The organism is Streptomyces sp. NBC_00376 (assembly GCF_036077095.1).
Lineage (GTDB): Bacteria > Actinomycetota > Actinomycetes > Streptomycetales > Streptomycetaceae > Streptomyces.
Genome location: NZ_CP107960.1, coordinates 8711020 through 8738003, shown reverse-complemented (window position 1 = coordinate 8738003; position 26984 = coordinate 8711020). Strand labels below are relative to the sequence as shown.

Sequence of the window (26984 nt, the reverse complement as noted above, 5' to 3'; positions counted from 1 at the left end):
GTGGCGGGTTCCATGGCCTGCTTCATGGCCTCTTGGCCCGGTTCGGTGAGGTGGTGGACCAGGGCGAACCTGTGCCGTTCAGAGACTCATCGCTGCTGGGCGAGCCGCGTATCTGTACTCGTTGATGACGTCGCCCAGTACTCGGGTGTGGAGGAGTCGGTGCGCGGTCAAATCGGTCGAGGGCGCCGGGTGCTCCCGGGCGAGGGGAGGAAGTTGTCCCCGGTCCCGGTGGGGCGATGGTCGCTGTAGTGGAAGGCGTAGACGTCGAGCACGCGTCGAGCGTGGGCTTCGTTCAGGATCAGCAGGTGGTCAAGGGCCTCGCGCCGGAGTCTCTCGATGCCCCTTTCGCAGTGCGCGTTCATCCGTGGGGCCCGCGGCGCCGTCTTCAGGGTCTCGATGCCCTCTGCCGCGAGGACCGGGTCGAAGGACTCGGTGTACTTGCGGTCCCGGTCGCGGACCAAGAAGCGCGGCGACTCCAAGCGCAGGCCCGGGTCGACGGCGATGCTGCGGGCTTGCTGGACCGTCCGCTGCGCGGTCGGATGCGCGGTCACACCAGCGATGCGCAGGCGGCGCGTGCCGTGCTCGAGGAAGACCAGCGCGCAGACTCGGCGAAGATCGGCCAGGTCGATGTGCAGGAAGTCGCAGGCGATGACGCCGTCGGCCTGCGCCGTCAGGAACTCTCGCCACGTCGGCCCACCTCTACGCGGAGCAGGGCCTACTCCGGCAACAGTCAAGGTCTCCCAGACCGTGGAGGCTCCGACCCGATGCCTGAGCCGCGCGAGCTTGCCTTGGATCCTGCGACACCTCCAGCGCCGATACTCTGCGGCCAGCCGCAGCGCCAGCTCTTTGATCGCCTTCGTGGTCGGTGGCCGGTCGGGCCTGCTCCGGCGCTTGCCGCAGTCCCACCGGCGCGCCACGAGCCTTCGATGCCACGCCAATACGGTGCCCGGAGTCACCGGGAACACCTGAGCCCAACGACGCCGGGGGATCAACGAGGACAACGCCGCGAACCACAGCCGGTCCGCCGGCTCGTAGCGCACCGGACCCGCAAGTTGCCTGCGCAGCACCGCGTTCTCGTGCCGCAGGAAAAGAAGTTCGGTGTCCTTGGCCACCTGCCGACGCAGCAGCAACACCGGGACCGACAACAGCTTCCTCGTCACCCGATAGACCAGCGAGACAATCACCCGCGGCATCGTCCTACGCGACCCTGAGCGCCACCAGGCCCCCTACGACCTGCAGCCACGCATTTCTGAACGGCACAAGGTCCACCGGTCTGCGGGTCTCGACGTTGACCAGCACGCTCCCGGAGACGCGGCCTTTGCGCATCGCGTACTCATCGACGCCGACAACCCGTGGGCTCCGCGGTCGAGGCTCCGGGAGAGCGTCGACCGGGCGCAGAACCGTGTCCCGGCCTGCTCTCGTCCCAAGGACGTCGGCCGGCCGGGCACCGCGCGGCGAGTCCGGCCTCGGCCGGGGCCGACCGCATTCGTTCGGTCGGTTGGCTGTACCGGCGGGTCAGGCCCGCGACCTGTTCGACGAACGTCCGCCGCCCGCAGGAGACGTCTTCGCACGTGAAGCGCCGGACACGAAGCCGCAGTACCAGCCGCCGTCCCGCAACGGGAAGGTCAGCGGGACGGGGCATCCGACATCTGACACCGACTCGAATCACCTCGCCGTCGTCCTGCACCGACACCACCCTGATCTCCGGAGCCGCCAGGAAGAGCAGTTCTTCCAGCCGGAGCAGTACCTCGCGCACAGCCCAGAACCATCAGCCCGGCACCGACAGTTTCCAGACGATCTCGCGAGACGTGCGAGCGAGAACAACAGTCACAGGGAGTAGGCCCACAGAAGTGGGACCAGAACCACGAACGGCTCATCCAGAACTCCGAGACGCTGATCACCTGGGCGGCCATCACCCTCAAGACCAGGCGCCTCGCCCGCAAAGGTGCCGCCCTCAGCCGGCCGAGGAAACCGGCGTCGGCCGACACCTGACGGCGCTTCTTCCATTCGGTGCCTGGCCCGAAGTCCGGCAGTCCGGAGGGCCGCCGGACGACGGTGAAATACCGGCGGGTCGAGCCCAGAGAAGGGAAGGCCCTGTGAAGGCGGTCTGGACTTGCGCGCGCTTGGTGAAGCGCTCCAGAAAGCGGGGGTCGCTCGCCTCAGGGGTGAAGTCGGCGGATGCTCCCCAGTCTTCGTCGAGATCAGTGGGGTCGTCCTCGCGGATCTCCCAGCGACCAGCCTGTTCGGCCGGCGCCGCGCGGACGCCTGCCTGCCGCTCGACCTCACCTGCGAGGCAGACGGCGCGCTCCCCTCGCACAGGCGGGCCTGACAGTGCACCGCGCCGCGCTCGCGACGCCGCCCCCAGCATGGGCGAAGGTGCGCGCCGCACTTGTACGTCCCGACGGCCACATCGCCTGGGCGGCGGAGAGTACCGACGACGCGACCCTGACAGCCGCGGCAAACATGGCCCTGGCGATCACAAACCGCACATGACCGGCCGCCGCGCGGATGTGGGCACGGCGCACGCTCCACACAGAAGCGGAACGCTCCGGCGCGGACCGAGCCCGTGGCCCGCTCCACCGGTGCTCATCCACCCACGGTGGCCCCGGTGGCAGGCCCGTCACGCGTCGGCCGGTCGGACAGCTCCGTCCACAGGTCGAGAAAGGCCCGCAGCGGCGCGCTCGGCCGGGTGCCAGGTCTCCAGACGAACACCTTCCGCAACCGGATGGCCGGCTCCAGCGTCACGACGACGAACCGCGGGTCGGCGGAAAGCACCGGACTCGCATGGGAGGTCAGGGCGATCCCGATCCGCTCCGCGACCAACGCGACCTGGAGAGCAACGTCATTCGTCGCGTAGGCGATGTCCAGCCGCAGCCCCTTGGCGGCGAAGGCCTCACGGACGAACGCATGCACCCCGCTGTCGGGGCCGTAGCTGATGACCGGGCTCCGAACCACCTCGTCAAGAGGCATCGGCCGGTTCGCGGCCCGGCTTCCGGCGGGGAGGACCGCGACGATCCGGTCCTCCAGGAGCACCCGCGACGCGACGGCGGCGAGCGCGCCCTCGGGCGGCCCCGCGACCACGGCCGCGTCGATCTCCCCATTACGGACCTTCGCCAGCAGAGACGGGCTCGACGCCCCGGTGAGACTCACAGCGACCCGCGGGTACCGGCGGTGGTACTCCCCGAGCAGCCGGGGTATACAGGTGCCTTCCAGGCCGCCGACAGTGCCGAGCGCGAACGAGCCGCCGAGCAGACCGGAACGGTCGGCGAACTCCAGGACGGCCGCCGCGGCGGCTGCCAGACAGGCGCGGGCGTGCGGCAGCAGGGCGGCGCCGCCGGAGGTGAGGACCACCTGTCGGGGCAGCCGTTCGAACAGTGCCTCTCCCAGCTCCTTTTCCAGGGCCTGGATCTGCTGGCTGATCGCGGGCTGAACGACATGGCAGCGAGCCGCCGCCTTGGTGAACGACTGCTCCTCCGCCACCGCGATGAAGTACTCAAGGGTCCGGAGCTCCATGGCCGACAAACTATCAACTCCTGTGCTGACAGCCCGGGTTATTGCCGCAGATCCAAGGGCTGTCCGTGCGGCGGGCCTGGTGCGATCAGTTGCCGTGACGGCGTCCATCACCGCTGCGTATTGGACGTACGCAGCGGGTACCCCGAGGCTGGTAGCCGAGCGTAGGCCGGCCCGGTGGCCCAGGCGAAGGGCGGGGACAGACCACGATGAGAGTGACCGTCGTCGGCGGAGGCATCGCCGGGCTGACCTGTGCCCTGAGCCTGCACGCCGCCGGTTTCGAGCCACAGGTGTACGAAGCGGCGCGGACGGTCGAGGCGATCGGCGTGGGGATCAACCTGCTGCCGCACGCTGTCAGGGAGCTATCCGAACTCGGGCTGGCCGGTGAGCTGGAATCCGTCGCGCTGTCACCTCGTCGGCTGAGCTACCGCGGCCGGTCGGGCGAAGTGGTCTGGGAGGAGCCGCTGGGACTCGCGGCCGGATACCGCTGGCCGCAGCATTCCGTCCACCGTGGGCGTCTGCAGATGCTGCTGCTCGCGGCGGTGCGTGAGCGACTGGGGCCGGACTCGGTCCGTACCGGCCTGCTGTTCCAGCGATTCGAGCAGACCGCGGGTGACGTCCGCGCCCACTTCATCGACCGGTCGAGCGGATCGCCCTCGGCCGCTGACGCAGACGTGCTGGTCGGGGCCGACGGCATAGACTCCGCAGTCCGCGCCCAGCTCCACCCGGGCGAGAGCGCCCCGCAGTGGAACGGCGTCCACATGTGGCGCGGCGTCGCGCGCCACCCGCACGTCCTCGACGGCCGTTCGATCGTCGTGGCCGGGGGCACCCCCGGCGCCAAGTTCGTCGCCTACCCCATCGAGAACCCCGCGAACGCGGATGGCGAAGCCCTGGTGAACTGGGTGCTGGAGGTCCGGCACGGGCCGTCCGCCCCGCCTCCGGACGGCCCCGGCCGTCGCATCACGGCGGCTCAGGCACGCGCCGGGCTGTCGTCCTGGAACCTGCCGTGGATCGACCTCCCGATGCTCGCCGAGCGCTCCTCAGCGATCTACGAGTACCCGATGCTCGACCGCGACCCATTGCCGCGCTGGAGCTTCGGGAGGGTCACCCTGCTCGGCGATGCCGCACACCCGATGTTCCCCATGGGAATGAACGGGGGATCGCAGTCCGTCGTTGACGCCCGTGTACTGGCCTGGTGCCTGGCCCGGGAGAATGACCCCGCCGCCGCGCTCCGCCGCTACGACCGGATGCGTCGGCCGGTCGTCAACGCTGTCGTGCTGGCCAACCGGGCCCTGGGACCGGAAGAGATCATCGCGCGAGCCGCGGACCACGGCGGGGCGCTGCCCGCCGGGCAGGCCGAGAAGATCGCGGACCATTACAGACAGCTGACCCGGGCCACTGTGGGCCAGGTCAACACCCATGCGTCCTGGACGGTCCCACTGTCTGCCGCAGACCCGGCACACTGAGGACCGGGAACCCGGCGTGCCGAGCACCGGCTATCCGCTGTCTGCCGCCCTGGAGCGGCCGACGGCCTCGCGAGGAATGCCCGCGGCAAATACGTCGCGACCGCCGCCTTCTGTCGAGCAGAAGGCACAGCCACATAGTTCCGCGTGCCGCCCTGCGTGTTCTTCATCCCCGCGCACGGCCTGCATGGAAAGACGCCAAGACGCCGGGCAGGCGCCGCGCCTGTCCCCCAAGAACCGGAGACCATCATGTCAACCATCAGGGACATCGTGCTCGTACACGGTGGCTTCGTGGACGGATCGGGCTGGCGGGGGGTCTACGACCACCTGACAGACGAGGGCTACCGGGTGGCCATCGTCCAGAACCCGACGCTGTCGCTGGCCGGTGATGTCGCCGCCACCCATCAGGTCCTCGACGGCCTCGACGGCCCCGCCGTGCTGGTCGGCCACTCCTACGGCGGAGTCGTCATCACCGAGGCCGGCAGCCACCCGGGGGTCGCCGCGCTCGCTTACATCGCCGCGTTCGCACCGGACAAGGGCGAGTCCGTCAGTTCCCTGATCGCCGACCCGCCGCCCGGTGCGCCGGTCCCGCCGATCCTGCCGCCGACAAACGATCGCCTGTTTCTGGACCGGGACAAATTCGCGGCCTCGTTCGCCGCCGACGTCCCTCTACCGACCGCCGCGTTCATGGCCGATTCCCAGGTCCCGTGGGGTGTCGAAGCCCTCGCAGGAACGATTTCCGAACCGGCCTGGCAGCACAAGCCGTCGTGGTACCTGGTCGCCACCGACGACCGCATGATCCCGCCGACCGCTCAGCGTGCCATGTCCGAGCGCGCCGGCGCGACCGTCACCGAGACCCCCGGCAGCCACGCCGTCTACGTCTCCCGCCCGGCCGTTGTGGCCGCTGTCATCGCCAGGGCCGCGCGCGGCCTCGCCACCCACTCGTAGAGCGCGTCCAGAAGGTGCCGTCCCACGCCCGGAAAGCATGGCCGGGTGGCCACAGAGCTGTTCCGCCTCCTCATCGTCATGGCCTCCGCATTCCCGGACTGTGCACAACGGACGGCGGCGGCCTACTCGGTGAACACCGAGTTCCACGAGCCGCTGACGACCATCGCCCACCTCTCGGCCCTCTGCACGGACCTCGGCTTTTCGACCGGCGTACTGATCTGTCCACAGCGGCAGACGGCGCTCGTCGCGAAGCAGGCTGCACAGGTCGACATCCTCACCGGTGGACGGTTGCGACTCTGGATCGGCGTGGGCTGGAATCCGGTCGAGCACGAAGCAATGGGGGGCCGACTTCCTGACGCGCGGACGACGGATCGAGGAACAGGTGTTGATCCTGCGTGCCTTGTGGGCGCGTCAGGTCATCGATGTCGAAGGCGAGTTCGACCGTGTGGTCGGCGTAGGCCTTGAGCCACGGCCGCCGCAGCAACCGATCCCTGTGTGGATGGGCGGGTGGAGCGACATCGTGTTGGACCTCATCGGCCGGATGGCCGACGCTTGGTGCCACGGCAGCGAATGGGAACCAGACGTCCCCAGGAAGTTCGAAGTGATCGCCACCGCCGCTGAGCGAGCCGGCCGCCTGGCCTCCGACATCGGCCTGGAGGGTACAGTCGAGTGCCGAAGCTGGACTACTACCGCGCCAAGGCGCTCCAGGAGAAGATCCTCGCGGCGCCGTCGCAGCTGACATAGGCCCGCGAGCCTGATCAGCAGCTCCCGCAACTGCTCGCGGACGGGCCGCCCGACGCCGATCAGGCCTGGCGGAGGCTGCGGGGCCAGGGCTCAGCGTCCCTGCCAGTGGGGTGGGCGCTTCTCCGCGAAGGCGCGGGCGCCTTCTTTCGCGTCTTGGGAAGCAAGTACGGGCGTGACGAACCGGTCCTGTTCGCGCAGGGCGTCCTGATCACGGAACGCGGTCCGCTCGTTGACGACGCGTTTGACGGCCGTGATGGCGAGTGGGGCGTTGTGGGCGACGCGGTAGGCGAGTTCCATGGCCTGGGCGAGTGCCTCGCCCGGCTCGGTAAGGTGGTTGACGAGGCCGAGCTGCTCAGCACGCGCGGCGGGCAGGGGGTCGCCGGTGAGCAGGAGTTCCAGGGCGATGTTGCGGGGGATGCGTTCGGGGAGGCGGACCATGCCTCCTTCGGGGGGCACGATGCCGTAATGGACCTCGGTCTGGCCGAAAGTGGCGTTACGGGCGGCGATGATCATGTCGCAGGCGAGGGCCATTTCGGTGCCGCCGCCCAGCGCGTAGCCCTCGACGGCGGCGATCAGCGGGGTCTTGATGTCGATGCGGGTGATGCCCCCGAAGCCGCGTCCTTCGATGACGGGTGTGTCGCCTTTCGCGAAGGCCTTGAGGTCCATGCCGGCGCTGAAGACGCCGTTTGCTCCGGTGAGGATGCCGACCAGGAGTTCGTCGCGTGACTCGAGTTCGTCGATGGCGGCGGCCAGCGCCCGCGCGGTGGCGCCGTTGATGGCGTTGCGGGCCTGGGGTCGGTCGATGGTGATCACGAAGACGCCGTCGTGCTGCTCGGTGCGCACCGCGGGGGTGCCTGAAGCCTCGGTCATGATGCTGGTTCCCTTCTCCTTCCCCCTGGGCTGCGTCTGGGCGGACGTGCCCTCAGTCGACTACCTCCGCCTCGCGCAGGCCCGTGATCGCGGCCTCGTCGAAGCCGAGGTCGCGGAGCACTGAGTCGGTGTGTTCGCCCAGGTCGGGGGCGGGGCGCGGTGGGACCTTCCGTTCCTGGTCCAGTCGTACGGGGCTGTCGATGGTCAGGGGCGGCTCTGCGCTGCCGTCCTCCATGGGGACGAGGATGCGGTTGGCTGTCAGTTGGGGATCGCGGGCGAACTCGTCGATCGTCTGGGCGATTCCGTAGGTGAGGTCGGCGGCGTCGAGCACTTCGCGCCACTCGGCGAGGGTCCGGGTCTCGAAGGTCTTGTCGAGCAGGTCGGCGATCTCGGCCGCGTGGGCGTGACGACTCGGTGTGTCGGCGAAGTCCGGGTTCTGCGCCGCCTCGGGGTGGCCGATGGCCTGTAGGAACAGGGGGACCTGTTTGTCCTCGTTGGCGAAGGCCAGCAACAGCCAGCGGTCGTCCGCCGTGCGGTAGGCGCTGGTGAGTGCGTTCGGCGGGTCGGTCCGGTCGACGGGTCGAGGAATCTTGCCGCCGACGACTGCGGCTTGCAGCCACATGCCGGCCGCCCAGGCGCCCTCGGCGATCAACGACGCCGTGACGCGGGCGCCCTCGCCGGTCTTCTCCCGCCGGTACAGCGCGGTCATGATGCCGGCGTACAGGGAGACGGCCGTGGGGTGGTCGCCGGAACCGAACACCGACATCGCGGGTGCCCCGTCGCGCTGGCGTGTGTAGTCCATCAGGCCGCTGCGCGCCCAGTACGCGGTCACGTCGTAGCCGGGCAGATGGGCGTCCGGGCCTTCCTCGCCGAAGCCGGTTACGTCGGCGTAGATCAGCCGCGGGTTGAGTGGTGTCAGGTCGTCGTAGTCCAGGCCCAGCTTGGCCCGGGTACGGGGCGGGAAGTTGGTCACCAGCACATCGGCCCACTTCGCCAGGCGTTCCAGTACGGGTCTGGCACCAGGCGACTTGAGGTTGAGGGCGATGCTGCGCTTGTTGCGGTTGTCCAGCTGCCAGGGGTAGTTGAATCCGTCGGCGCGGGGGTTGGGAGGGATGCGGCTGAGCATGCGGTAGGAGTCGCCGGTGTGGGGTGGTTCCACTTTGACGACGTCGGCGCCGAAGTCGCCGAGCATTGTGGCCGCGGCGGGACCGGCGATGAAGCTGGCCAGGTCCACGACGTGGAGTCCCTCCAGCAGGGGGGTGTCCGCCATGACAGGTCCTTTCTCGGCAGGGCCCACGCGATACCGAAGGCCGCACTCGGCCAGGCGGGAAATGTCGGCGCGCCGGCCCGCGGGTCAGTGGCTCGGGTTCGGTGTTACCGGGGCGAAGGCGTTGTAGCCGGTGATGTCGCGGCCGACGATCAGTGCCTGCACCGAGTCGGTGCCCTCGTAGGTGTCGATGGCCTCGATGTCGCACAGGTGCCGGGCCACGTGGTAGTCGAGGATGATCCCGTTGCCGCCGAGCATGTCGCGGGCGTCTGAGAGGATGGCCCGCGCGCGTTCGGTGTAGTGCATCTTGGCCAGCGCCACCTGCGGCATCGAGTACTTGCCCTCGTCCATCAACTGGGCGAGCCGGGACTGCATGCACACCATGCTGGTGATGTCCGCCAGCATCCGCGCCAGCCGGTACTGGATGAGCTGGAAGGCAGCCAACGGCATCCCGAACTGCTTGCGCTCCTTGGCGTAGGCCAGTGCGGTCTCGTAACCCGCGATGGCCGCGCCGATCGACTCCCACGCCACGCAGTAGCGCGAGGCCAGCAGGACCTTCTCGGTGTCGCGGAAGGTCTCGCCACCGGCGAGCTTGTTCTCGGCGGGCACGCGGACGTCCCTGAGGGATATTTGGGCGTTCTGCACACAGCGCAGCGCCGTCTTGCCCGTGATGACTTGCGGATCGAACCCTGCAGTGCCTTTCTCGACCACGTAGCCGCCCACGTGCCCGTCGTCCCCGCGGGCCCAGATGATCACGTAGTCGGCAAAAGTGGCGTTGCCGATCCACCGTTTGTACCCATTGAGCACATAGGAGTCGCCGTCCCGGCGGGCGGTCGTCTGAAGCTTGACCACGTCCGTGCCGTGCGCGGGCTCGGTCAGACCGAAGGCACCAATCTTCTCCATCCGCGCCATGGCCGGCAGGAACCGCTGCTTCTGCTCCTCCGAACCCAGCAAGGCCACGGAAGTCATGGCCAGGGCCGAGTGCACGCCCATGAACGTGGACATGCTCAGGTCGCCGCGAGCCAGCTCCATGATCACGACCCCGGCCGTCACATTGCTCATCCCCGGGCATCCGTAACCGGGAATCTGGAAGCCCGCGATCCCCAGCTCCGCCAGTTTGGGCACCAGCGCGTGCGGAAACTCGGCGCGCTCCCAGTAGGGGTTGATGACCGGGCTGACCTCCCGGTCCATGAACTCCCGGACCCTGTGCCGAAGCTGCTGCTGCTCTTCCGTGAGGAGCTCCCCCAGCAGGTAGTAGTCGGTCTCCTCCGGGCCGCCCAGCACCGGTGGCTGCACCACCTGTCCGTTTCCGGCTGGACTCACGGCGCCCAAGGCGCCCTCACCCATGCCTTGCGCTGCACCCTGCGTCGCGTTCATGCGCTGCGTCCCTTCTGTGCTGTACAGAGATCGGATTGCGTCTCTGCAGGCGAGGCCAAAATTCACCGAAGATGGACATTTAATGCATAGCGGAAAAATTAAACTGCGGATTAACACTTGTGACTCATCTGTCCACTACGCGAGGGACGGTTCTTCCGTCGAAGCCCGCCGTCTTCTCCACCCGGACCCGCCATGCCGGTCAGGGGGTGGGAGAGCGTGGCGATGTCGCGCTGCCTCCCGCCTATTGCGGTGCCGCTGGTCAGCGGGACAGCGCGGATGTGGCCGCAGAGGTCGGAAACGTAGGCGACGCCCGCCTCACCGTCCACGGCTAGGCCGATCGCTTCCTCGAAACCGCCGGCAAGGATCTCAGGTGCGCTCCCCGACGCGTCGGCTGCGGGAAGGGGGGCCCGGTTGAGCGTGTTGCCACCGGGCGGAGCGCCACGATCGGTCCAGTACAGCCAGTCGCCCTCGATGTGCAGATCGATTGGCTCGGGCAGCCCACTCCACAGGACCTCGATGTCCGAACGGTTCCCGGCGCTCTCGCCGGGCGGGGTCTCCAGAGCGGCACGGAAGATGCGGCCCTTGTCGCCCTTGACCGGTCCCTTCTGTGTCCAGTAGAGGTGCCCCCTGGCGGGATCCACCGCCACGCCGATGCACTCGCCCATGATGCCCTCCTCGGGCGGGTTCACGACGAGGTCGGTCAGCCCGCTGCCGTCCACGCGTACCCTGCTGATCCGGTGGCCCTCGCGATCGCCCCAGTACAACGTTCCGGCGCCGTCGGAGGTCAGCTGCTTGCCGGTCGTGATCACCCCGACAGGAACCACCTCACGTGGCGTGCCTCCATCGAGGTCCATCGCGTGTACGCCGCCATTGCGCCGGGAAAAGTCCTGTCCGGCTTCGCCCGGTTCGGCCGCGTTGACGACAGGTTCACCCATGGTGGTCCAGCAGACCGTTCCGGACTCCACGACCACGCCGTCCGGGAAGGCCCCCGCATCCTCGACGAGGATCTCCACCCGGCCGTCGGGAAGGCTCAACCGCAGCAGTTTTCCTGGCACGACCTGCAACACGAGCAGTTCCTTCCACACGGCCTTCGCCTTTCTCTCGGTTACTTGACGAGGCCCGTTCCAACGGTTCGCCGAGGAGAGGGAGAGCGAGGGCGGCAGAGGAGTACCGCCGGTCACTGCCCTCCGTCGGCCGTGGCCGGAGGCTCTGGCCAGCCCAGCAGCCTGAGGACGGCGCGCGTGCGGTTGTCGCGGAGTTCCGCCAGCCGCTCGTAGGCCGCCTCGCCAGTACCGTAGGTCTGCTCGACCTCGTCGAGCACGCTCCCCATACCGGCAGGGTCCGGCTCGCCGATCTCGAAGGTCATCTGGGAGGCGACATGTGTCACGAGGTGCCGCATCCCCTCCGGGCCGCCGCCGAGAACCCCGCTCTGGAACGGGCCGATCGTGGCATACCGGAGACCGAGCGATGCCCGGACCAGGTCGTCAAGGTCCGCCACGTCGATCACGCCCTGCTGGACGAGGTAGGCGGCCTGGTCGTCGAGGACCTTTTGAAGGCGGTTGCCGACGAACCCCGGTATCTCCTTCTTGAGTCGGATCGGCACCTTGCCCAGCTCTTGGTAGACCGCCATCGCCCGGTCGACAGACCGCACGGATGTCTCCGGCCCAGGCACCACCTCCACCAAGGGCATGAGCTCTGGCGGGTTAAACGGGTGACCGATCACCATGCGGTCGGCCGCCGGGTTGCCCTTGGCGATGACGGACGGCAGCAGGGAGGACGAGGAGGACGCCAGCACCACGTCGTCGCGGGTGTGCGCGGCGAGGGTCGCGAACATTTCCTCCTTGACTGGAATCCGTTCCGGCCCGGATTCCTGCACGAAGTCCGCGTCTGCGGCGGCCTCTGCCAGATCGGCGGACGCGGTCACCAGCAGTCCGGCGAGATGCTGGTCCAGTACGTCCTGAAGATCGGGACGAGGGTCGCTCACTCGCACCTCCCAGCCCGCTGCGCCGAACAGCCGCGCCCACGAGATCCCGATCACTCCAGCACCGACGATCGCTGCTATGGCCACGAAGAACCACTCCAAGGTGCGCGTGTAGGGAGTCTGACGCGCACAGGGCAATCTCACCCCCATTATTTCACGACAATTCGCGCCTCTCGCTTCGGCGACTCGACTGGGCCGCCAAGCCGGACCCCTCGGAGGCGCGCACCCGCGTGCTCGGGATCTGGCGGGGTGCCGATGACGATCGTCTACGACCGGACCAAGACCGTCGTCCGCCGGCATGTTTGTTCCGGGCGAGGCGGTTCCGCTGCATCCGGAAGCGGTCGGTTTCGCCGGCCACTACGACTTCGGCATCGACGTCCTGGCCGCCTGCCGCCCTACCGGCAAAGGATGTGTCGAGCGGCAGGTTCCCATCGTCCGCGACACGTCCCGGCAGGCAGGTCCTTCTCCTCGGCCGAGGAGAAGGACGCCGCCTTCACCACCTGGGTGCCGCAGCGACGGGACCAGGCCCGCAGGACTCATCAGCAGATCATCGGAGAGCGGATCGATCGTCAACACGATGTCGAGCTCGATCTGAGTGGGCGAGCGGAAGAAAGTGGCCCATCAGGCGGCCAAGAGCGGCCTCGTGTGGCTCACGCGCCACGCGGCGAGCCTCGCGGGAAGGCAAGGAGCGCACTGCAACTTGCTCTCACCCGGCGTAACCCTCACGGCCTCGGCCCTGGCGACGACGACCGAGGAGCGGAGGTACGAAGCCTTGGCATCCATACGCTCCCCGCGTCTCGGCAAGTCCGAGGACATGGCAGCGATGGTGGCGTTCCTCTTCTCGGACGACGACGCCTTCATCAACTGCCGGTCGTTCCTGGTCGACGGCGGCGCGCACTTGAGCCGAGAGCCGGGCCCGGTGACTCGATGTCAGCTGGCCGGCTTTCGCTTCGTCCCCCTGTCCGTGGCCACGAGGAGGTTCCACGCCGTGGCAACACCAGCAGGCGGCGGCTCATGGGAGCCTATGCCCAAGATGGAAAAGATTCGTTATGAAACGTCCCGTTACAAGCGTTCTGTCCATCAGGTTCACCGAGACTTTTGCCGTCCGGTACCCGTTCGTCTGTGCCGGGATGGCCTTCGCGGGCGGCGCTGCGCAGCTGGCGGTGGCCGTCTCCCTAGCGGGGGGCGTCGGTGGGGGCCGCAATGATGTCTCCGGAGACTCTGCGACAGACCGTCCACGAGGTCCGCAAGGGTGTGGCGAGCGCTCCGTTCCACATCAACCTCATGTCGTACTTCGACAACACCGAGCTCGTTCGCGTCTGCGTCGAGGAGCGATTACCGATCGTCTCCTTCCACTGGGGCCATCCGCCTGCCCACCAGCTCAAGCAGCTCCGTGAGGCTGGCATTTCGGTGTGGGAGCAGGTCGGCTCCGCCGACGCGGCACGGCGTGCCGTCGACGACGCCCAGGGCTGGGAGGCGGGCGGGCACAACTACGGCGGTCTGCCCACCATGGTCGGTGTGCCCGCCGTCGTGGATGCCGTGGGCCAGCACTCGCTGGTACTCGCCGCCGGTGGAATCACCGACGGACGCCAGGTCGCCGCAGCCCTGTGCCTGGGCGCCGACGGCGTATGGGTGGGCACCCGCCTGGTCGCCTCGCCCGAGGCCCCTGTCCATCCCGAGCACCACCGCAGGCTGATCGCCTCGCTGGACGAGGACACGGTACGCACTGGGATCTTCGGCCCGGAGTGGCCCGACTTCAATCCGATGCGGGTGCAGCGCGACCGTGTGGTGGCCGAGTGGAGCGACCGGCCGGCTGAGGTACCGCCCCACCGTGACGAACTCGAACAGGTCGGCACCACCGTCTTCCAGGGCGAAGAGACCGTGCTGCGCAAGTTCAACGTGCTGCCGCCCGTTCCCGCGACCGAGGCCGACCGGGAGGAGATGCCCTGGCTCATGGGTCAGGGCGTCGGCCTCGTCCAGACATCCGACCCGCCGGGGACCTCGTCCGGGACGTGACGGGCCAGGCCGAGCGCGCCCTGACGACCCGGCGGCAGCAGTGAAGGGGCCGGCCGGCCGCGGAACACGCGATGCCGGCTTCTCGCAAGAACGATCGGCCGTCGGGCCCGGCCGGACCCCCGCTTCGAGTTCCTGAAGGTCACCATGAGTTCTCACGACCGGAAGGTCGCCGTCATCACGGGTGCATCGCAGGCCATCGGCGCCGGACTGGTGACTGCCTACCGCAAGCTCGGGCAGCCCGTCGTGGCCACCACGCGCACCGTCGCCCCCTTCGCGGGACCTCGTCGATGATCCGCTGCAGTTAAGGCACCTGCTGCGGCGGGACATAGATGTTCAGCGGCGAGATCCAGCCGCCGGCGGTCCGGCCGGTGACGGCGAGCATTCTGGGCTTCTGGGCGCCGAGCCAGATCTCAGCGGGCTTCGGGGGCGGCTGTCCGAGCTTCGAGGGCACCCTGGAACTGATCGGACGCGCCGGACGGGTTCGGTACTGCAGGCCGCAGCCCAGGGCGCCCGGCACTTCGGCGACTACCGGGCGCTGATCAACGGCATCTCCGACCGGCTGCTCTCCCAGCGCCTGAAGGAGCTGGAGGCGGCGGGCCTCATCGAACGCACCGTCATCCCCACCACCCCGTACAGATCCGCTATCAGCCGGCCCCGGACGGCCGGGCACGGGTGGACGCTCTGCGGCCGCTCGCGCAGTGGAGCCTACGACGAGGCTCGGGCACCAGGGGCGCTGGAAGTGTCCCGGTGGGACGCGGCTCGGGAAGCACCAGCCGTTAAAAGAACTGGTCACGACAGCGGAAGCCACACTCGATCTCCGCGCGCACCGGGTAGGGGCCCTTCCCCACCACGCGTCCCATCTTCACCAGGGGACCGCTCACGGAACTCGGTGAGAGCAGGGTGACGATGACAGGCACCTCGCAAGGCGGCATCCTGTCCCCACTGCTGACGAACATCGCCCTGTCGGCCCTCGACGAGCACCTGAACAGGCCATGGGATTGGCGGCGCCGGTAGGCGCGTTTGCCTTCGGTGGCCATCGACAAGGCCGGGAAGTCATGTAGGAGGAAGCGCCGCTGACAGCCCGTCCCGTTCTGATAGAAAATCAGGTCACGGCTTCCCGCAACTCTCCGGACTCAGGTTCGCCGGTCGCCGACCGTGCCACCCTGTCCTGCTTCCAGGCCGTGATCATCGGCTGAGGATGCCCTGGAGGCAGAACGGGTCCGAGACTGGCCTTGGCCCCGGCGACCGCTTGGAGGCGCGCCCGTCTCACGTCGCCGGCGTGAGACGGTACGGACGGAGTGAGGAGCGGTCGAGGAGGCTCCGAACGGGGCATGTTGCCGCTCCTGGGGTCGGCCATAGTAATGACCACCGCGCAGGCCGGTTACTCATTCCGGTTTCGAGATCGACACCTGTACCCGTGCAGCGGCAGGCCCTGTGCATGATGGTCGGCCGGCGCCCCCAGCGGTCAGCTCGACAACACACGACGGGGAAGCGGTTTCAGGGGCTGAACAGGCTGGGATTCTTACGGACGAATTCAGCAACCCCTGAAGGAGGTCGTCCGGTGACCTGCTCGACGCCTTCTGCCTTGCGGTCGTATCGATTCTCCGCGTGAAGGCGTCCCATGGTGGTGATGTGCTGGAAGACGTGGTCGGGCAGCCCCAACGGCCTCAGATCGTGGTCGACCCAATCCCGCAACGGAACGTCGGTGTACGTTACCGGTCGGCCCAGAACTGTGGAGACCTCCGCCGCCATGGCGGCGACGTCCTCCGAGCGCGGGCCGGTCAGCTCGTAAGTACTGCCGATGTGCGGGGCCGGGTCGGCCAGGATCTCCTCCACGACCGCAGCGACATCGCCAGCCGCCACAGGGGAGGTTCTCGCCCGGCCGAAGGGCAGTCTGATGGTTCCGTACTTCGCGACCGAGGAAAAGCCGACCCGGAACAGGGGGTTTTCCATGAACACGGTGGGCCTGACCTGGACAACGGGCAGGCCCGACCAGTCGAGAACCTGCTCCACCAACCACTGCTGCCGCTGCTGCACGGACTCGAAGGTGCTGGTAAGGCCGATCTCGGCGACTGTCAACTGGGACATGTTCACGAACGCTTCCAGGCCTCCGGAAGCACGCGCGACGGCCGCCGCCGTCACGGCAGCCTGCAGATACTGCGCCGACACACCCATGCCGAAATACATGCGTGCACAGCCTGCCAGGGCATCGGCGATGTCGCCCGCACGCGTCAGGTCTCCGACGACGACCTCAGCACCGGTCGCGCGCAGCGCCTGCGCCCGCTCGTCGTCCCGACGCACCATGGCCCGGACGGGCAGGTCCCGTTGTCGAAGCCCTTCGACCACGGATCGTCCGACGGCACCGACACTGCCCGCCGCGCCCGTCACCAGGATGGGCGGCACTCCGACTTTTCGGGTGCGGTTCATAGGGGAAGCCTGCGGTCCGCACGACTGCGACGCAACCGGAGCCCGAGAACCTCGGACGCTGGCTCTATCAGTCGCATGCCCGCACCCTGGAGGCGCGATACGGCCGGTCGGCGACTCGCGGCACCGGTTCGGAGTCGAAACGGTGGCCTTGAGGAGCCGGAGAACGCGAGGCTGGGGGCTCGAACCGCTCTGAGTCCTCGTCCGAGACCAGATCCCGGTACTCGCGCAGGTCATGCAACACCGCCAGCACGGACAGCCGAGGAAGCGTCTTGAGCGAACTGGTCTTCACCCGCATCCGCAACACGGTCGGCAAGCTCGGCCCGCCTCACCTGGCCGACGCGATCAACGAGTACGCCCGCCGGGCCGACGAGGGCATCCCCTGGTTGGACTGCACCAGCTTCTACCTAACCGCGGGGACGGTCCGGCGGTGGTGGACTTGCACCTCCACTCGGCCGTACAGAACTTCGTGGCACACCCATGCATCGCTTGAGGACATCACACTCCATCTCCAGCTCGCGTATCCGCTTGTTTCCCTCATTCATCTCCCGGCACAGCCGCTCCGGTTCAGTGCGTTCCCTTCCGCCACAAGGGAAGCGACAGGTCCGCGTGCACGTTCTCGGTGCCACCTGCCACGGCAAGCGCCGTTACACATTCGCGGCCCCTTGCCGCGGCCTGGAGGCCAAAGGTGTGGGCAGGAGTTCCAGCCGCAGCAGACCAGGGCCAGTACATAACACGAGTCCAGGTAGCCATCGCCGAGTTCGTCCTGTCGGCCTTCGGAGCGTGCGGGGTGGAAGGCCGAGGCCGATTACCGCCTGCACGGGCGGTCGCTACGGCCGGGTGAAGGTCATGTGCGTGACGCCGCTGGAGGTTGTCACGGACTCGGCCTGGAAGCGCTGCTCGAGTCCTTCGAGTCCGTCCCACAGGCGCTCGCCACGGCCCAGAACGATCGGGACGACGGCGATGTGCAGATGATCGATGAGGTCTTCGACGAGGAACTCGCGGATCGTGGTCGGCCCGCCACCGATCCTCACGTCCAGGCCGCCTGCGGCCTCGCGCGCCTGACGGAGTGCCTCCTGCGGCGTGGCGTCGATGAAGTGGAATGTGGTGCCGCCTTCCATCTCCACCGAGGGGCGGGGGTGGTGGGTCAGGACGAACACCGGGGTGTGGAAGGGTGGGTTGGGCCCCCACCAGCCGTTCCAGTCGTCGTTCTCCCAAGGCCCGCGCTGGGGGCCGAACTTGTTGCGGCCCATGATCTCCGCTCCGATGCCGACATCCCAGGTGCCGGCGATGGCGTCATCGACCCCGGTACTCCCGTCCGGCTTGCCCAGCATCTGCTGGAAGGTCCTGGTCGGGAAGAACCACTCATGGAGCCGCGTGTCGGCGTGGCCGAACGGGGCATCGAGACTCTGCCCTTCACCAGTGGCGAATCCGTCGATAGAGACGGAGAAGTTGTGGACCCTCACGCGGGACATTGCACGGACCCCTGCCCTCGAAGCGATGTGATTGCGAACTGCAATCACTAGCCGTGGGCGAGCCTAGACTCGGTGATGGCAGCATGCAATCACTGGAGGTGGGCATGCGAGACAAACCGCGGTCCGGATGCGCGGTCAACGCGGCGGTGGAGGCACTCGGGGATCAGTGGAGCCTCATCGTCCTGCGCGACGTGATGTTCGGCGGGCGCCGACACTTCCGCGAGCTGCTCAGCCACTCCGAGGAGGGGATCGCGTCGAACATCCTCAGCAGCCGTCTCAAGGCCCTCGTCGCCGGCGGTCTCCTCACGCAGGAACAGGCCGAACGAGGACGTCGAGCGACCTACAGCCTCACAGAAGCGGGCATCCAGACAGTCCCCATCATGGTCGCGCTCGGCTCCTGGGGAATGCGACACCGCCCGATCACACCCGAACTCAGCGTCCGCGCTGGCCTCTTGGAGGACGGCGGCCCGCATCTCTGGGAGGACCTCATGGACGAACTCCGCGAGGTGCACCTGGGTATTGCCCGCCCGAACCCCAACCACCCCCGGCCCTCCGAACTCCTTCAGGCAGCCTATGAGCAGGCACTCACGGAGGCGCACTGACACACCCCTCCGACCGGCATCAAGATCGCTTGGACTACTGGTCCTCCGCCAATACCCATCTTTCCGCGCGGGCGGCCTGACGATGGTCTTCAGAGTCCGCGCGGACAGGCGGCAGGTCATGCGCGGCGTCGGAGGCGTTCCTCCCAGCGGTGGGTGGTCCATGCCTGCCGGATCAGGCTACGGACGGTGACGATCGTGTCGGCGAGGCCGAAGAATGCGTCGATGACGGTGGTGCGCCGCTCGTAGCAGCGGGCGAGCCGGCGGAAAGCGTTCTGCCAGGCGTGAGTGCGTTCGACATGCCAACGCTGACTGGCAATGGCCAAAGATCGTCCAGACGGTCCAGGGGCGGGGCGAGCAGCGGGGAGTCGTGGCGGTTGGCACCGGCCAGGACACGGCCCAGGGGAATCCCGTAGCCGTCCGTCATGTCCGGTCGTTTGAGGCCCTGTTTGCCGCGGTCGACCGGTGAGCGATCGGCCGCCTCGCCGCCTCCGGGGCCTTGGCGATGGAGCCGTCCACAGCGATCTGATCAAGGACGAGGCAGACAGTCCGGGTGGCCATGCCGACGTGGGGTTCGCGGTTGCTGTCGTGCCTCAGCCGGAAACCGGGTGGGGTCTGTGGGACCGCAGTTTCGGGTCCGTCACTCCGCCCGGGCATGCGAGCGGGTCGATCGGCCATCCGGCGCGCCGGGCACCGGCCCGGTACGCGCTCTCGTAGAAGGCGAGTACGGCGCCACGCGGGTCGGCTTCGGCACGGGCTTCGTCGTACGGCAGTACGGCCAGGTGGCTGTCGTTCCGGGCGACCCAGTACGCCGCCGCGGGTTCGAGCGGCTCCTCTGCCAGGTGCGCCGGCTCTGGGGCTGTGTAGGAGTAGAACGCGGGTGCGGGGAAGGTGTCGTCCCCGAACCAGAAGCCAAAGCTGATCACCTCCCGGGAGTATGCCTCCCGGGTGACGGGGTCCACCTGCTGAGGCTGCTCGATGTGACGCTCGGAGAACCGGGTGTGCGCGATGTCGAAGGTGTGCCAGAAGTGGTGCACCGGGCTCACCTTTCCCGAATACCCTGCGGCGAATTCCTCCAGCACCGACGCCACCTGGCTGAGGACCCGCCAGTAGCGGTTGGCCTGCGCGGGCTCGTACGTCGCATGCTCGGCGTCCTCGGCGAACGGCCGGGCGGAGTCGGGCAGGTCGAAGGGCCTGGGCACGTCCAGCCGCACCCTGATGCCCAACGCTGCCAGCGACTCCATGACCGCGTCGTGGAAGGAAGCAACGGACTGACCGACGAGCGGAAAGGAGATCTCCCGGCCGTCCAGCATCGAGATGACCAACTGATGCGCGACAAAGTCGAAGTCCATCGTGAAGATCGGGTTGCCGTCGACCTGCCCCATCGGGCGCGTCGTGATACCGCGCCCCGCGAGGTGGAACGGAACATTCCACCAGTGGTTGCGCCGGGCGCTGGCGGCGAGACGGATCTTCCCGACGATCTGCGCGAAGCGGTGGAGCGTCTCCTTGGTGTCCCGCCACTCGGCAAGCGGGATCGGCAGGAACAGTTCCATGGTCATCACCCTTCCCTGGCCTTGCTGAACGGACCCACACCATCCGGTAGTCCCGGCGGCGTCCCTTCCCATCAACGGGGTCGCTTGTCACCCTCCCCGGTGTTCCCTGGATCGGGCTGCGCCAGTTTCACCGGACCGTTGCGGCGGCCTGACGGACGAGTGCGTGCCAAGGGCATCGCTCGGGGCCATGGCGAGGCTCGCACCCTCCATCCAGCACGAGAAACAGTACGGTGACCGCAGGCAACCCACTCGCCATGACACGGCAACCCTGGAACGTCATGCGTGGCCGATGGTGACCAGAACATCGTCGGCCAGAGCCCGCGCAGATGTACGGAGATTCCCGATGAACCTCCATATACAAAGGCCGACGGTCTCGGCGGTCAGGGCGGACTGCCGGATCGCCGGATGAGGAACCGGCTAGAACTGCCCGCTACCGAACGCCTGCAGGGTCACCACCCGGACGAGCTTCTCATCCAACGGGCACGGGCCTGAGCCCGATTGGCGCAAGCTGCAGTACGGAGTTCCCTTGCCGCGCCAGACGGTGCGGCCGCCCGGAGCGGCCACCAGGCAGTTGAAGCGCAGATCCCCGCCTGCCGGTGGTGGTCGGCAAAGCGATCGCGCAGGGCGAAGACCTCGGGAGGTGAGTGCCGGCGCAGCGGCACGGGTGGGAACAGCTCCTCCCCGCACAGCAATGGCTCCTGGCAAACTTTTTCGGAATCGAACCCGCCGAGAAAGCAGAACGGCCGGTAAAACGGACACAGGACGACATGTGGGCACTCAACCTGCGTGCGGCACGGCAGTACCACGCCCGCGAGGGGCATCTTCGGGTATCCCGGAAACACGAACACCTGGAAGGAGCAGCGGAGGGAACAGCCGGCCCGGCAGGCCATCAGACAAGTACTGGCAGGCTTGTGGTGATCAAACTCGGCACCTGGCTCGACAACGTACGCAAACGCGCCCACAGGCTTACCGAGCAGCGCCGTGCGGACCTCGTCGCCCTCGGCATGCGCTGGTAGGGCAGGCGGGCGTGCAGGAACCGTCCTCTGACCGGACGGTGCTGTTCTTCGCTGTTGTGCTGGACGTCCTAATGCCGCTCGGTTCCATGCCCGTGAGGGGCACCTTCGGGTGTCTCGGAAGCACGTCGAGCACTTGGAGGCGGAGGCCGGTGCGGCGGGCCGTCAGAACGGGGCTGACGGGGTCGTGGTGGTGAGGCTCGGTACGTGGATCGACAACGCTCGGCGGCGGGGCGACAAGCTCACTGAGCAGCGGCGGGCGGACCTGGATGTGCTTGGGATGCGCTGGTGGAGCGGGGAACGTGGGTGTCTGTCTCAATCCGGTGTCGGCGCTTCGGTGAAGGCCGCGAACGGAAAGGCGGGCGACGGCCGTGTCAGGCGGGCGGGAGCAGGAACTCGTGCAGGGACCGCCGCACCTTGTCCAGGGACTCCTCGAGTTCCTCGGGGTCGTTGTGGCGTAGGGACCAGGTGACGCCCCGCAGTTCACGTCGGACTCCGGCGAGCCTGGTCTCTTCGTGCAAGACCTTGTAGTCACAGGAGTTCCGGGCCGCGTAGGCGCTCATCATCTCCTCGGTGAAGTCGCGGCCCAGGTACCAGACGCCGCACAGATCGACCGCCCGCGGGCCGACCCTCACCTCGTCCCAGTCCAGGACGCCGGACAGCCTCCCGGAGGTGTGCAGGAGGTTGCCGGGCCAGACATCGCCGTGGATCGGCACGACCTCGGCACCGGCGAGCCACCCCCGATGGGCTGTGGCCCATCGTTCGAACACCTGCCGCTCGCGACCGGCCAGCCGGTCCGCGGTGGCTGCGGCCGTCCCGGCATCGAGGGCATCGATCACCTGTCCGGCCCCGTCCGCCCCGAGGATGCCCAGCAGCGGTTCGTCGCCGCAGTTGTGCAGCGCCGAGACGAAAGCTGTCAGGTCGCCGGTGAAAGCTTCACGATCCGCGCGAGCGACGTCGTCGTCCACGACAGCGCCTGGCAGTCTCCTGAGAAGCACGGCGCCAAAGGGCAGCCGCGGCCCGGTCGGAAGCATTCCGAGCACCTCGGGGACGGCCAGCGGCAGGGGCGGCAGTCGCCGCAGGACCTCGGCAGTGTGCTTGCTTCTGCCCTTGGCCTCGGGAGTGCGCGGCACCCTGATGAGGACGTCGGTGCCGACCCTGAGCACGACGTTCGAGAAGCCCCAGCCGACGATTCCGACGGGACCCCCGCTCCACGGAACCGACAGGTTCTGCAGGCTTGATACGACGGCTTCGAGCGTCGCGTCAGGGTCGAGGATCATGAGCAGTCCTTGGCTGTTCAACGATGTCGGCGGCCGACAGGTCCGGGAAGCTTCCGAGCTACCGGGGTCCGCCCGAGACGGTCGCCACGCCCCGGCCGCTTCGGACGTGGACGCCCCAGCAGCCCGCCCTCTGGGCAGCAGCACGCCCCGCGCCCGAACGTCCCCTCGGGCAGGGGGCCGCAGACAAAAGACGGTTCCCCACGACTACAAGGTAGCTTCCACGACGACGACATAATGCGTCACTGCGGCGAAGAAGGGCCCCGCAGCGAGATGGTCGAGCCACTTCTTCGATGCCGGGGCTGAAAGGTAGCCCGCGGACACGGCGCGCTCGGTGTTGCGCTGAAGGCCAAGCACTTGGTCTGCGGCCTGAACATCACGGAAGACCGAGGTGACCGGGACTACGGCTGGCACCGCGAATCCCGCATCCAGTGCGAGCCGGGCCAGCTGACGGCCGATGACCCCGTTGCGTACGATCTTGTCCGTCGGTTGGCGGGTGTAAGCGCGCGAGACCTCGAGATCGGGGTAGTCGATGGTCAGCGAGTCCCAGTCGGGTTCGCCCATGACTCCGCTCCCCCGGCGGCGAGCTCGGCGGCGACCCCGGCCTGGGCGACGACGCCGGTGTCCGAGACCGCCGGGATAGCCGTGTTGCGGCGCTACGGCCGAGGCTATGCGGCGAAGCCGAGCCCAGGAACGTCTTCGCGGCCTGTTCCGGGTCCTGCGGGTCGGCGCCGAGGACCTCGGTACCGGCCTGTGTGTACCCGGCCACGATCGCCGAGCGGGTACCGGCAGTGATCCACACCAGCACGTCGACCCACCGGATTCCCAGGCGGCGCAGGATCACACCTACCTGGTGCGGCCAGGAGGCCCGTTCCCGCGGGGCGGTCTGCTGCACGACGGTCAGCCCGCCGACGTGCCCGCTGATCGCGGTACCGCCTGCGGAGGCGGTGGCGTCCCCGGTCCCGGATATCTGCACCCGGCCGCGAGGCGGAAGGCCGGCGGGCTCGGAGGCCGGCCCGCGGTAGCCGGTCAGCGCAGTTCCCCCGCCGTGGGCGTGAGCGGCGCCGGTGTCCGAGACCTCCACCGCCCGTGCTGGAACACCGTCCCCGGCGCCGGGCCCGGCTTCATCGGGGCCGGCCACATCGGGGCCGGGCGTTGAACGGCGCTCCAGAACCTCATGGCAGAAAAGAGCTTCCCTCTCGTGGAGTGCTGCTGGATCTGAGGGTCAACTGTGGTCGATACCGGTACCGGCGCTGCTGTCCGGCCCGTGCGCGGTGGCGTCTCCGGTCCGCTCCGCCTTCGTCGGCCACGGGCGGAGGTGACTCCCACCGCAACCGGCCCCGGCCTCACCCAGCCTCACGTTCATCCCGTCACATGGCTCACCCCGCCCCGTGGCTCATTCCAGCACCAACAGCACCGCCAGAGCGACGAGGAGGGAGTCGATCCGGTCGAGGAGGCCGCCGGAGCCGGGCAGCCACCGGCCGGCGTCCTTGGCGCGGGCGCCCCGCTTGACCATCGACTCCAGCAGGTCCCCGAGCGGGCCGCCGACCGCCACAGCCACCGCCGTCTGCCACGTGAGGGAGGACAGCACGGCCAGCGTGAGGAGACCGGCCACGGCCCCGGCCAGCGTGCCGCTCCACCGCTTGGCGGGCGACAGCGGGGAGAGCCGGGGGCCGCCGAGACGGCGACCCGCCGCGTACGCGAGGATGTCGGCGATCGACACGGCCACGAACAGGACGAGGCCGAGGGCGCCGGACGGTACGAGGCCGGCCAGGGCACCCAGCCACACGAGCCCCAGCAGGCCCGCCCCCAGGCGGCGGAGTCCGTGCTCCGCGTCGCCCGAGAGCAACGGCACCCCGGCGATCGCAAGCACCCCGGCCGCCGCCACCCGGAGCACCTCCCCGGGGGCCAGCCAGGTGGTCAGGACGAGTCCGACGATCGCCGCGCCCAGCACCGCCCGGTCCACCGGACCCAGCCGGAGCAGCCCACCGAGCTCCGCCACCGCGACCACACCGACCACGGCCGCGAGCACCGCGATCCCCGGTGGACCGAGCCAGAACGCGGCGGTCACCAGGGGCACTCCGAGCGCCCACACGCACCAGCGGACCATCAGCTCACGGCGCCGGGTCGCCGCCACCGCGACGCCCCCGACCGCCAGTGCCCCGCCGAGGTACGGTACGAGACCGGCGACCGTCGTCACCGGGAGGCCGGCCCCGGCGCGCCCGACACCACTGCGGCCGGCGCGCGCAGCGCGTCCAGGGCGCTCCGGCACGCCGCCACGATCCGCGCGTTCTCCGCCGTGTCGCGGACGGCGATCCGGACGGTCCGCCCCTTGTACGCCGGGGACATCAGCGACAGGTCACGCAGGAACACGTCGTGCCGTCGGCACTCGCGCACCAGCTGCGCCGCGCTCGGTCCGTCCGGCGGCAGGGTCACCGTGAGGAAGTTCGCCACCCCCTCGTCGACCGAGGAGAACCCGTCCAACTCCTCGAGTTCGTACGCCAGTCCCCGGCGCAGCACATGGGTGCGAGCCCAGCGCTCCGCGTAGTACGCGGGGTCGCGCAGCGCCGTCACGGCAGCCAGCTGGGCCGGCAGGCTCACGGGCCACGGCGGCGTCCAGCGCCGCAGCTCCCTGGCCGTCTCCGGGCCGGCCACCAGGTACGCGGCCCGCATCCCCGACAGTGCGTACATCTTCGACAGCGAGGTGCAGACCACGACCCGGGCGTTGGCCGAGGCGAGCCCGGCAAGCGAGTCCGCCGGATCGACGTAGCCCAGGTACGCCTCGTCGATCCACCACCGGGTCCGCACGGGCGAGGCCTCGATCACCGCGCGCAGCGTGTCGGCCGGGGCGTGGTGGCCGGTCGGGTTGTTCGGGTTGACCACCACCACGAGGTCGTACCGTCCGTCGTCGGTCGCGGCGGCGAGCCGGGCCGGGTCGAGCAGCCAGCCGTCCTCCGGGCGCAGCTGGAGCCGGTCGACCCGGCAGCCGATCACCCGTTCGGTGACATGGGCGTACTCCCCGTAGCCCGGATCGAGCAGGAGCACCCGGCTCCCCGGCGTCAGCCACCGGCCGAACGCCCGGAAGATCAGCTCGGACGAGCCCGCCCCGATGACCAGCGACTCTACCGGCAGCCCGCGGACCCCGGCGATCTCCGCGAGCAGTCCCTCCGCGCCAGTCGGCGGCGAGGTCCGGGCCGCCCACCCCGGATCCTCCGAAAGGATCGTGCGGACCCCTGGGGACGGCGGGAACCAGGCGTCCAGCACATCCGCCGCGACCACCTCGTGACGGCGGGTCAGCGTCCGGAAGTCGGTGCCGATCGCCGAGAAGAACGCCCCGCCGTGCTCACAGCCGTCCGAACGCGGCGCGAAGGGCACGTCGAGCCGCCAGTCGACGCCCGTCCGCAGCCGCTCCAGGGTCCGGCCGTGGCGCTCCGCGACCGCCCTCGTCAGCTCGGCCACGGAGCCGCTGAGGACCTCGAACGAGACCGCGCCCGAGCGGACCGTGCGCCCCACCGGCCGCAGCCCGGCGGCGAGGTACATGTCGAGCAGCTCCGTGCGTCCCATCGCCACCACCCGGCGGCCGCCCCGCGCCGCGGCCCAGCGCAGCGCCGCGTACATGAGGAGCGGCGCCGCCGCGGTGGACCGCCAGTGTTCCTCGACGGTCAGGACGCGGATCTCGAACGGCGCCTCATCAGTCAGAACCGGCAGCTCCTCGCGCGTCAGGTACTTGTCGAGGGAGTAGCGGCCGACCCACGGCGGGGTGAGGCTGACGAAGCCGATCCGCGTCTCGCCGCGCGCGGCCACGAGATAGACGTTGTCGCCGTCGAGGCCGTCGCTCAGCTTTCCCGACGGATCCACCGGATGCTGGCCGAGCTCCTCCGCGTACACCCGGTGGCGCAGTTCGTGGATCCAGTCGTGATCCCGAGGCGTGGCAGTGCGCAACTGCAGGGCGTGGTCCATGCGTATGTCCCCCTGAGACGGTCCGGCGTTCGCGCCCCAGCATGGAGGAGTCCGGCAGACGGCACCTGAGCACGCGTACTCAGCCGGAAAGCGGAGGAGTTGGAAGCGGTCCAGGTCAGGGCCGAGTCCATGGGCAGGTGCCGAACCACCGGCGCCGGCCGTGCCCCGGCACCGCGGTCCCGGCCGGAGGTGGATGAAGCCCACTGAGCCCGTGCCGATATGGCGTGAACGGATGAGGCCCGGCGCCCAGACGCGCCCTGGGACGCAGTACCGCCGGGCCGCCCCACTCCTCCGCCTTCCGGCGAGCACGACCGGGAGCACGACGACGTCCTCTGTACCAAGGCCGTCCTGCAGCGCAACGCCACAGTCGGCGCCGCGCACTGTCGGCGGTCTCGGCTGCTGCGCAGGTCGCAGGGCTTTTTGGAATTCCGTCGCGGTAAAGGCGGTGGTACCGGCCCAAGACGCCCACCCGTGACGGGACACCTCGTACCGGAATACCGCACGCTT

24 protein-coding genes and 5 pseudogenes are annotated in these 26984 nt (G+C 69.0%); 12 read left to right on the top strand and 17 right to left on the bottom strand.

The features are described 5' to 3' along the window. Nucleotides 1-78: 78 nt before the first annotated feature. A pseudogene (locus tag OG842_RS39290) lies at nucleotides 79-1184 on the bottom strand (integrase core domain-containing protein). 994 nt (nucleotides 1185-2178) lie between these two features. Between OG842_RS39290 and OG842_RS45390 the strand changes: the two are divergent. Further along, nucleotides 2179-2493, top strand: coding sequence for an aromatic-ring hydroxylase C-terminal domain-containing protein (locus OG842_RS45390; protein WP_353962601.1), 315 nt, complete (start codon nucleotides 2179-2181; stop codon nucleotides 2491-2493). Between the two features lie 93 nt (nucleotides 2494-2586). Here OG842_RS45390 and OG842_RS39285 read toward each other — a convergent pair whose 3' ends face one another. Next, the gene (locus tag OG842_RS39285) at nucleotides 2587-3513 is read right to left on the bottom strand and encodes a LysR family transcriptional regulator (RefSeq protein ID WP_266734079.1); all 927 of its coding nucleotides are present in this window, start codon (nucleotides 3511-3513) and stop codon (nucleotides 2587-2589) included. Nucleotides 3514-3719: 206 nt separating this feature from the next. Here OG842_RS39285 and OG842_RS39280 point away from each other — a divergent pair, with 206 nt between their 5' ends. The 4 genes from OG842_RS39280 (at nucleotide 3720) to OG842_RS45380 (ending at nucleotide 6660) form a co-directional block, all read left to right on the top strand. After that, on the top strand, nucleotides 3720-4976 hold the full coding sequence (locus OG842_RS39280) for a flavin-dependent oxidoreductase (protein WP_266734081.1): 1257 nt from the start codon (nucleotides 3720-3722) through the stop codon (nucleotides 4974-4976). Nucleotides 4977-5222: 246 nt separating this feature from the next. Beyond that, nucleotides 5223-5921 carry an alpha/beta fold hydrolase gene (locus OG842_RS39275; RefSeq protein WP_266734082.1) on the top strand — a complete coding sequence of 233 codons (699 nt, stop codon included), beginning with the start codon at nucleotides 5223-5225 and terminating at the stop codon, nucleotides 5919-5921. A gap of 78 nt (nucleotides 5922-5999) precedes the next feature. Beyond that, nucleotides 6000-6386, top strand: coding sequence for an LLM class flavin-dependent oxidoreductase (locus OG842_RS45385; protein ID WP_443064085.1), 387 nt, complete (start codon nucleotides 6000-6002; stop codon nucleotides 6384-6386). Beyond that, a complete protein-coding gene (locus OG842_RS45380) occupies nucleotides 6274-6660 on the top strand; it encodes an LLM class flavin-dependent oxidoreductase (protein ID WP_443064084.1) in 387 nt (128 codons plus the stop codon). The genes OG842_RS45385 and OG842_RS45380 overlap by 113 nt, the downstream gene beginning before the upstream one ends. A 95-nt stretch (nucleotides 6661-6755) precedes the next feature. On the opposite strand, the gene OG842_RS39270 is transcribed toward OG842_RS45380, so the two are convergent. From OG842_RS39270 to OG842_RS39250, 5 genes are all read right to left on the bottom strand, one after another. Then, entirely contained in the window at nucleotides 6756-7535 is a 780-nt protein-coding gene (locus OG842_RS39270; protein ID WP_266734084.1) for a crotonase/enoyl-CoA hydratase family protein, read from the bottom strand. Nucleotides 7536-7587: 52 nt separating this feature from the next. Further along, on the bottom strand, nucleotides 7588-8805 hold the full coding sequence (locus OG842_RS39265; RefSeq protein ID WP_266734085.1) for a CaiB/BaiF CoA transferase family protein: 1218 nt from the start codon (nucleotides 8803-8805) through the stop codon (nucleotides 7588-7590). A gap of 84 nt (nucleotides 8806-8889) precedes the next feature. After that, complete coding sequence (locus tag OG842_RS39260; protein WP_328512624.1) at nucleotides 8890-10101, bottom strand: acyl-CoA dehydrogenase family protein; 1212 nt, start codon at nucleotides 10099-10101, stop codon at nucleotides 8890-8892. Between the two features lie 188 nt (nucleotides 10102-10289). Then, entirely contained in the window at nucleotides 10290-11246 is a 957-nt protein-coding gene (locus OG842_RS39255) for a hypothetical protein (protein ID WP_328512623.1), read from the bottom strand. Between the two features lie 110 nt (nucleotides 11247-11356). Beyond that, nucleotides 11357-12262 carry a 3-hydroxyacyl-CoA dehydrogenase NAD-binding domain-containing protein gene (locus tag OG842_RS39250; protein ID WP_266734089.1) on the bottom strand — a complete coding sequence of 302 codons (906 nt, stop codon included), beginning with the start codon at nucleotides 12260-12262 and terminating at the stop codon, nucleotides 11357-11359. Between the two features lie 493 nt (nucleotides 12263-12755). On the opposite strand from OG842_RS39250, the gene OG842_RS45375 reads away from it, so the two are divergent. The 3 genes and pseudogenes from OG842_RS45375 to OG842_RS39235 form a co-directional block, all read left to right on the top strand. Then, nucleotides 12756-13367, top strand: a complete 612-nt coding sequence (locus OG842_RS45375; RefSeq protein WP_443064039.1) for an SDR family oxidoreductase — start codon at nucleotides 12756-12758, stop codon at nucleotides 13365-13367. After that, entirely contained in the window at nucleotides 13364-14176 is an 813-nt protein-coding gene (locus tag OG842_RS39240; protein WP_266734091.1) for an NAD(P)H-dependent flavin oxidoreductase, read from the top strand. The genes OG842_RS45375 and OG842_RS39240 overlap by 4 nt, the downstream gene beginning before the upstream one ends. Nucleotides 14177-14320: 144 nt before the next feature. After that, a pseudogene (locus OG842_RS39235) lies at nucleotides 14321-14446 on the top strand (3-oxoacyl-ACP reductase); the annotation flags it as partial. 31 nt (nucleotides 14447-14477) lie between these two features. On the opposite strand, the gene OG842_RS39230 reads toward OG842_RS39235, so the two are convergent. Further along, entirely contained in the window at nucleotides 14478-14627 is a 150-nt protein-coding gene (locus tag OG842_RS39230; RefSeq protein WP_266734093.1) for a hypothetical protein, read from the bottom strand. Between OG842_RS39230 and OG842_RS45370 the strand changes: the two genes are divergently transcribed. Next, a complete protein-coding gene (locus OG842_RS45370) occupies nucleotides 14568-15080 on the top strand; it encodes a winged helix-turn-helix transcriptional regulator (RefSeq protein WP_443064083.1) in 513 nt (170 codons plus the stop codon). The two genes, OG842_RS39230 and OG842_RS45370, sit on opposite strands and share 60 nt — an antisense overlap. 593 nt (nucleotides 15081-15673) lie before the next feature. Here OG842_RS45370 and OG842_RS39225 read toward each other — a convergent pair. Together OG842_RS39225 and OG842_RS39220 are read right to left on the bottom strand one after the other, a co-directional pair. Continuing rightward, nucleotides 15674-16603 (bottom strand): NmrA family NAD(P)-binding protein, encoded by a 930-nt coding sequence (locus OG842_RS39225; RefSeq protein WP_266734095.1) that lies wholly within the window; start codon nucleotides 16601-16603, stop codon nucleotides 15674-15676. 67 nt (nucleotides 16604-16670) lie between these two features. Then, nucleotides 16671-16898 (bottom strand): hypothetical protein, encoded by a 228-nt coding sequence (locus OG842_RS39220; RefSeq protein WP_266734096.1) that lies wholly within the window; start codon nucleotides 16896-16898, stop codon nucleotides 16671-16673. On the opposite strand from OG842_RS39220, the pseudogene OG842_RS39215 reads away from it, so the two are divergent. After that, nucleotides 16873-16974 (top strand): annotated as a pseudogene (locus tag OG842_RS39215) (AAA family ATPase); the annotation flags it as partial. The gene OG842_RS39220 and the pseudogene OG842_RS39215 overlap by 26 nt on opposite strands. A 456-nt stretch (nucleotides 16975-17430) precedes the next feature. Here OG842_RS39215 and OG842_RS39210 read toward each other — a convergent pair. Continuing rightward, complete coding sequence (locus tag OG842_RS39210) at nucleotides 17431-18075, bottom strand: dihydrofolate reductase family protein (RefSeq protein WP_266734097.1); 645 nt, start codon at nucleotides 18073-18075, stop codon at nucleotides 17431-17433. A 104-nt stretch (nucleotides 18076-18179) separates the two neighbouring features. On the opposite strand from OG842_RS39210, the gene OG842_RS39205 reads away from it, so the two are divergent. Then, the gene (locus tag OG842_RS39205; protein ID WP_266734099.1) at nucleotides 18180-18677 is read left to right on the top strand and encodes a winged helix-turn-helix transcriptional regulator; all 498 of its coding nucleotides are present in this window, start codon (nucleotides 18180-18182) and stop codon (nucleotides 18675-18677) included. A gap of 116 nt (nucleotides 18678-18793) precedes the next feature. Here the strand turns inward: OG842_RS39205 and OG842_RS39200 are convergent. Further along, nucleotides 18794-19226: pseudogene (locus tag OG842_RS39200) on the bottom strand (IS5/IS1182 family transposase); the annotation flags it as partial. 41 nt (nucleotides 19227-19267) lie between these two features. Beyond that, nucleotides 19268-20227 carry a DUF5996 family protein gene (locus OG842_RS39195; RefSeq protein WP_266737206.1) on the bottom strand — a complete coding sequence of 320 codons (960 nt, stop codon included), beginning with the start codon at nucleotides 20225-20227 and terminating at the stop codon, nucleotides 19268-19270. A 767-nt stretch (nucleotides 20228-20994) separates the two neighbouring features. On the opposite strand from OG842_RS39195, the gene OG842_RS39190 reads away from it, so the two are divergent. Continuing rightward, on the top strand, nucleotides 20995-21243 hold the full coding sequence (locus OG842_RS39190; protein WP_266737207.1) for a helicase associated domain-containing protein: 249 nt from the start codon (nucleotides 20995-20997) through the stop codon (nucleotides 21241-21243). 371 nt (nucleotides 21244-21614) lie between these two features. On the opposite strand, the gene OG842_RS39185 is transcribed toward OG842_RS39190, so the two are convergent. The 4 genes and pseudogenes from OG842_RS39185 to OG842_RS39170 form a co-directional block, all read right to left on the bottom strand. Then, nucleotides 21615-22520, bottom strand: coding sequence for a phosphotransferase family protein (locus OG842_RS39185; protein ID WP_266734100.1), 906 nt, complete (start codon nucleotides 22518-22520; stop codon nucleotides 21615-21617). 204 nt (nucleotides 22521-22724) lie between these two features. Beyond that, nucleotides 22725-23093 (bottom strand): annotated as a pseudogene (locus OG842_RS39180) (methyltransferase domain-containing protein); the annotation flags it as partial. A gap of 820 nt (nucleotides 23094-23913) precedes the next feature. After that, nucleotides 23914-24717 (bottom strand): phosphatidate cytidylyltransferase, encoded by an 804-nt coding sequence (locus OG842_RS39175; protein ID WP_266734102.1) that lies wholly within the window; start codon nucleotides 24715-24717, stop codon nucleotides 23914-23916. Beyond that, on the bottom strand, nucleotides 24714-26477 hold the full coding sequence (locus OG842_RS39170) for a histidinol-phosphate aminotransferase family protein (protein WP_266734103.1): 1764 nt from the start codon (nucleotides 26475-26477) through the stop codon (nucleotides 24714-24716). The genes OG842_RS39175 and OG842_RS39170 overlap by 4 nt, the downstream gene beginning before the upstream one ends. Nucleotides 26478-26984 lie beyond the last annotated feature (507 nt).

What these genes read in the sequence shown, in the direction of transcription:
- OG842_RS39270 (WP_266734084.1), bottom strand. Translation starts at nt 7,535, where the DNA reads ATGACCGAGGCTTCAGGCACCCCCGCGGTGCGCACCGAGCAGCACGAC.
- OG842_RS39275 (WP_266734082.1), top strand. Translation starts at nt 5,223, where the DNA reads ATGTCAACCATCAGGGACATCGTGCTCGTACACGGTGGCTTCGTGGAC.
- OG842_RS39285 (WP_266734079.1), bottom strand. Translation starts at nt 3,513, where the DNA reads ATGGAGCTCCGGACCCTTGAGTACTTCATCGCGGTGGCGGAGGAGCAG.
- OG842_RS39265 (WP_266734085.1), bottom strand. Translation starts at nt 8,805, where the DNA reads ATGGCGGACACCCCCCTGCTGGAGGGACTCCACGTCGTGGACCTGGCC.
- OG842_RS39205 (WP_266734099.1), top strand. Translation starts at nt 18,180, where the DNA reads ATGCGAGACAAACCGCGGTCCGGATGCGCGGTCAACGCGGCGGTGGAG.
- OG842_RS45385 (WP_443064085.1), top strand. Translation starts at nt 6,000, where the DNA reads ATGGCCTCCGCATTCCCGGACTGTGCACAACGGACGGCGGCGGCCTAC.
- OG842_RS39190 (WP_266737207.1), top strand. Translation starts at nt 20,995, where the DNA reads ATGTGGGCACTCAACCTGCGTGCGGCACGGCAGTACCACGCCCGCGAG.
- OG842_RS39240 (WP_266734091.1), top strand. Translation starts at nt 13,364, where the DNA reads ATGATGTCTCCGGAGACTCTGCGACAGACCGTCCACGAGGTCCGCAAG.
- OG842_RS39195 (WP_266737206.1), bottom strand. Translation starts at nt 20,227, where the DNA reads ATGGAACTGTTCCTGCCGATCCCGCTTGCCGAGTGGCGGGACACCAAG.
- OG842_RS39225 (WP_266734095.1), bottom strand. Translation starts at nt 16,603, where the DNA reads ATGAACCGCACCCGAAAAGTCGGAGTGCCGCCCATCCTGGTGACGGGC.
- OG842_RS39210 (WP_266734097.1), bottom strand. Translation starts at nt 18,075, where the DNA reads ATGTCCCGCGTGAGGGTCCACAACTTCTCCGTCTCTATCGACGGATTC.
- OG842_RS45390 (WP_353962601.1), top strand. Translation starts at nt 2,179, where the DNA reads ATGCTCCCCAGTCTTCGTCGAGATCAGTGGGGTCGTCCTCGCGGATCT.
- OG842_RS39220 (WP_266734096.1), bottom strand. Translation starts at nt 16,898, where the DNA reads ATGCGGGTGAAGACCAGTTCGCTCAAGACGCTTCCTCGGCTGTCCGTG.
- OG842_RS39280 (WP_266734081.1), top strand. Translation starts at nt 3,720, where the DNA reads ATGAGAGTGACCGTCGTCGGCGGAGGCATCGCCGGGCTGACCTGTGCC.
- OG842_RS39185 (WP_266734100.1), bottom strand. Translation starts at nt 22,520, where the DNA reads ATGATCCTCGACCCTGACGCGACGCTCGAAGCCGTCGTATCAAGCCTG.
- OG842_RS39170 (WP_266734103.1), bottom strand. Translation starts at nt 26,477, where the DNA reads ATGGACCACGCCCTGCAGTTGCGCACTGCCACGCCTCGGGATCACGAC.